We start from the raw sequence: 4,849 nt of genomic DNA on the forward strand, positions 1-4,849 counted from the left end.
CGGCATACGAGTCTGACCACCAACTAGGATTACGTCAGTGATGTCGTTTACTGATAGGTCAGCGTCAGCTAGAGCTACTTTTAATGGCTCAAGAGAGCGTTGTACCAGGTCTTCAACTAGAGATTCTAGTTTTGCACGAGTCACTTTAATGTTCATGTGCTTAGGACCAGTTGCATCTGCAGTAACGTAAGGTAGGTTTACGTCTGTTTGAGAAGTAGAAGAAAGCTCGATTTTCGCTTTCTCTGCTGCTTCTTTAACACGCTGCATTGCTAGTGGGTCGTTCTTAAGGTTGATGCCTTGCTCTTTGTTGAACTCATCAACCAAGTAGTTGATTAGACGGTTATCAAAGTCTTCACCACCTAGGTGAGTATCACCGTTAGTTGCTAAAACTTCGAATGTTTTCTCGCCTTCAACTTCATCAATTTCGATGATTGAAATATCGAATGTACCACCACCAAGGTCGTATACCGCGATAGTGCGATCGCCGCCTTTCTTATCTAGACCGTAAGCTAGTGCAGCTGCCGTTGGTTCGTTGATGATACGTTTAACTTCTAGACCTGCGATACGGCCAGCATCTTTTGTCGCTTGACGCTGAGCATCGTTAAAGTAAGCAGGTACTGTGATAACTGCGCCAGTTACTTCCTCACCAAGGAAGTCTTCAGCAGTTTTCTTCATTTTCTTAAGAACTTCAGCAGAAACCTGAGGAGCTGCCATTTTTTGGCCTTTCGCTTCTACCCAAGCATCACCGTTGTCAGCCTTAACGATTTTGTAAGGCATGATTTCGATGTCACGCTGAACTTCTTCGTCTTCAAAACGACGACCGATTAGACGCTTAATTGCAAATAGCGTGTTTTCTGGGTTAGTTACTGCTTGACGTTTCGCTGGTTGACCTACTAGCGTCTCACCGTCAGTGTAAGCAATAACCGATGCAGTAGTACGTTCGCCCTCTGCGTTTTCAATTACACGTGGTTTGTCGCCGTCTAATACAGCAACACATGAGTTAGTAGTACCTAAGTCAATACCAATGATTTTACCCATCTGGCTATCTCCGAATAAATTCTATTTTCGTTTGGTTATAACCCCAATGTGGGGGGAGGAGAATCGGGTTTCAACCCTTGCTCACAAACAAAAATAATCAATGTTTGCTTCTCTATGCCACATAGATAAGGGCGGCAAAATGCTTTTCAAGGGCAGAATTAAAAAAAAGCGTCTTTTTTCGAAATTTATGTGTTTCTTTCTGATTAGTTGGGAACTCGTCACACTGCTGTAGCGCAACAAAACGTCATTTCCCAGATAAATTTATTTATGTCCGACTCTTCCTAAATAAAAAACGAGCTCATAAGAGCTCGCTTCAATATTAGGGTTAAAATAAATTATTCAAGGTATTAGGCGTTCGCTTGAGCAGGCTCAGCATCAACACCTTCTTCTTTACCTATCTCACCTTCTGTTTTTGCAACAATGGTGTTCACTGCCGTGTCGCCGACAACGTTAGATGATGTACAGAACATATCATTTATACGGTCGACCGCTGCAATGATTGCTAAACCTTCAGGTGGTAAACCTAGTTGGTGAAGCAAAACGCCTACCATTACCACGCCGCCCCCAGGAACGCCGCCAGCACCAATAGATAACAGAAGAATAGTTAAGCCAAGTGTGAAGATGTCTGCGGTGTTAATTGGCTGGCCAAAAGCGTTCGCAACAAACATCGTTGCTAGAGCAATATAGATAGACACACCAGACATATTCATCGTTGCGCCCAGTGGTACACCGAAGCCAGCAACCGATTTAGAGACCTGAAGCTTTTCTGTCAGTGTGCGCATCGTTACCGGGATAGTCGCGTTTGAGCTCGCGGTAGATAGAGAGAAAAGAATCTGCTCACGAGTTGCACGTAGGAAAGTCTTTGGAGAAGTTCCTGTCGCAATACTCACTGCCATTGGGTAGAAGAAGAAGATCCAGAACACCAACATCGCAACCACCAAAGCCACGTAACCGGCAACGGACATTAATGTATTGGCGTTTAGCGTTGCACCTAGTTGAATCATTAGTGCGAACACACCATATGGTGCAAGACTCATCACTAATCCAACCAATTTCATCATGATTTCATTTGCCATTTTGAATGTGCGAATAGCTGGGCCACCACGAGAATCCAAAGCTTGAATTGCAAGCCCCGTCAAAATTGCCATAAAGATGATTTGCAGCATGTCGCCGCTAGCAAACGCTTGTACAGGATTGCTAGGAACAATGTTAACAACTAAAGAGAAAATGTCCGGCGTCTCTGTCGTTGTCAGCTGTACAGCCTCAGATACCGTTCCTGCTAGATTAGCGCCCGCTCCTGGCTGGAAGATCAAGCCGACAGTCAAAGCCGCCGTAATCGCAATTATGGTGTTAAGAATGTAAAGGGTAAAAGTTTTTCCACCAAGACGACCAAATGCACTGATGTCTTTCAAGTCAACAATGCCGCATACGATTGAAACGTAAACTAAAGGAACAACAAGCAATTTGATCAGTGAGACGAACATGCCGCCAACACCTTCTGCTGCTCCAAGTAGGTATGTATCAAAAATCGCAATACCGCTAAATAAGTACTGAATTGCTGTCCCCAGCACAAGGCCGGCAAACAAGCCTATAAAAATCTTACTAGAAAGCGATTTATCCATTATAAATCTCCGATATGTTGTGTTTACTATTTACATTTTTGTAGTTATATATGCTTACTTTTAAAGCATTAGTCGCAAATCATACACACCGAAGTTACAAAATAAAGTGATAATTTACATTTTTGTTAACGAAATTGTTTTAGAAAAAATGACTATATTTACATTCCTATGCAGAACAAACATTCACACAGCGAATGATTACAATCACTTATAGCCCTTTCCGTTAATAAACACGCAGCGAGATGAGAGAAAATCTCCTATAGGAAAATAATTAACCAATAGGAAAAAATATGAAGGGGATCAAATTTTCATTTATCGATATACAACGAAGTTCGATGCAGTCATTTATGTTTAAAACAAAAAAGCGCCCATCAAAAATGATGGGCGCTTTTATATTTAAAAAACAGGTAGTTAAAGTTACTTAGCAACCATTACCATTGCCGGACGAATCACACGGCCGTTTAGTTCGTAACCTTTTTGCATAACAAACATAACAGTGTTTGATTCATGATCAGGGCTCTCCTGAATCGACATCGCTTGATGGAACTCTGGATTGAATGCTTCACCTTCAGGGTTGATTGCTTTCAAGCCAAATTTCGCTACAACGTCTACAAACGTTTTATGTGTTAGTTCAACGCCTTCTAGGAACGGCTTCACAGTTTCATTCTCTGTATCTGCCGCTTGAATTGCACGCTCTAGGTTATCAATAACAGGAAGCAGCTCTTCTGCAAACTTGTTCAACGCAAACTTACGTGCTTTATCGATCTCTTGCTCAGTGCGACGACGCATGTTTTCTACTTCAGCTTTAGAACGCAACACCGCATCTTGTTGCTCTTTTACTTTTGCCTCGCTAGACAATAGTGCCGCTTCTAGTTGAGCAATCTTAGCGTCTGTCTCATCACCAAGCTCTTCAAGCTCAGCTTCAACTTCTTGTGCTTCAGCTTCTACTTTTTCAGCCTCTTCGATGATTTGATCAAGCTCTTCTTCTGTAACTTTGTTTTCTTCGTTGCTCATGATATCTCCAGAATTCAACATAATGCCCTTAAAGCCATGCGCGTTTTTGCGGGCTTTAACCACATAAAAATTCGCATATTTAGGTGACTTGCCATTATTATGGGGATGAAGATTCCTGATTCAAGCCTCTTTAATGCGGAAATGCTATGAAAAATCCATGTAACGTGATCGCGATTATCGGAAAACCAAGAGATCAACAAGCAATTCAAACTCATAAAGAGTTGTACCAATGGTTGACCTCTGAGGGCTATAAAGTATTCATTGACGATCGCCTTGCCGCAATACTGGATGATATCCCACAGAGTCAGTTTGCTAGCTTAGTTGAACTAGGAAAAAATGCCGATCTAGCCATTGTGGTTGGTGGCGATGGCAACATGCTAGGTGCAGCAAGAATTTTATCCCGATTTGATGTACCAGTTATAGGCGTGAACCGTGGAAATCTGGGCTTCTTAACTGACTTGAACCCAGACGACTTCCAAGCGTCTCTGCAAGCGGTACTCGACGGTGAGTATATTGAAGAGGAGCGTTTTCTTTTAGAGGCGGAAGTACACCGCCACGGACAAATAAAGAGTCATAACGCTGCGCTAAACGAAGCCGTACTTCACCCAGGGCAAATTGCCCATATGATTGAATTTGAAGTGTACATAGATGAAAGCTTCGCCTTCTCTTTACGGGCCGACGGTTTGATTGTCTCCACTCCGACTGGCTCGACGGCATATTCACTTTCTGGCGGCGGCCCAATTCTTTCTCCTAGCTTGAATGCCATTTCACTCGTGCCAATGTTCCCGCATACATTGTCGAGTCGACCTTTGGTGGTTGATGGAAAACGTCGAATTAAATTGGTGGTATCACCAGAAAACCGTGGAACACAAGAAGTTAGCTGTGATGGACAAGTCTCACTTCCAGTTACCCCTGGCGACGAAATTCACATCTATCAAAGTCCAAATGTACTAAAGCTCATCCATCCAAAAGACTACAGCTACTATCACGTCTTACGGAATAAGCTTGGCTGGTCTAGTAAATTGTTCTAACACTTGTTACTCAGGGTAATAACTTCAATAAAAAAGCCAGCAGCTCAATTGCTACTGGCTTTTGGCTTTCTTAGACAAGAAATAGACACAAAGTAGTGAGGCGACACGATATTTGTCATCATTAAAGAGAAGCTTATAAATTTT

At 42.5% G+C, this 4,849-nt stretch carries 4 protein-coding genes; 1 reads left to right on the forward strand and 3 read right to left on the reverse strand.

What is annotated here, in order from left to right; all coding sequences use genetic code 11:
- The 3 genes from IQR33_RS27670 to grpE form a co-directional block, all read right to left on the reverse strand.
- Positions 1-1,038: Hsp70 family protein (locus tag IQR33_RS27670; protein ID WP_193844232.1), on the reverse strand; the 1,038-nt coding region annotated here is incomplete at its 3' end.
- A gap of 347 nt (positions 1,039-1,385) precedes the next feature.
- Positions 1,386-2,660, reverse strand: a complete 1,275-nt coding sequence (locus IQR33_RS27675) for a dicarboxylate/amino acid:cation symporter (protein WP_005381625.1) — start codon at positions 2,658-2,660, stop codon at positions 1,386-1,388.
- Between the two features lie 417 nt (positions 2,661-3,077).
- Positions 3,078-3,674, reverse strand: a complete 597-nt coding sequence (grpE, locus tag IQR33_RS27680) for a nucleotide exchange factor GrpE (protein ID WP_021034134.1) — start codon at positions 3,672-3,674, stop codon at positions 3,078-3,080.
- Between the two features lie 146 nt (positions 3,675-3,820).
- On the opposite strand from grpE, the gene nadK reads away from it, so the two are divergent.
- Positions 3,821-4,705: an NAD(+) kinase gene (gene nadK / locus IQR33_RS27685; protein ID WP_005381631.1), complete on the forward strand. Its 885-nt coding sequence runs from the start codon at positions 3,821-3,823 to the stop codon at positions 4,703-4,705.
- Positions 4,706-4,849 lie beyond the last annotated feature (144 nt).

The organism is Vibrio sp. OPT46, from assembly GCF_015163535.1.
In the GTDB taxonomy this organism is placed as follows: Bacteria; Pseudomonadota; Gammaproteobacteria; order Enterobacterales; family Vibrionaceae; genus Vibrio; species Vibrio alginolyticus.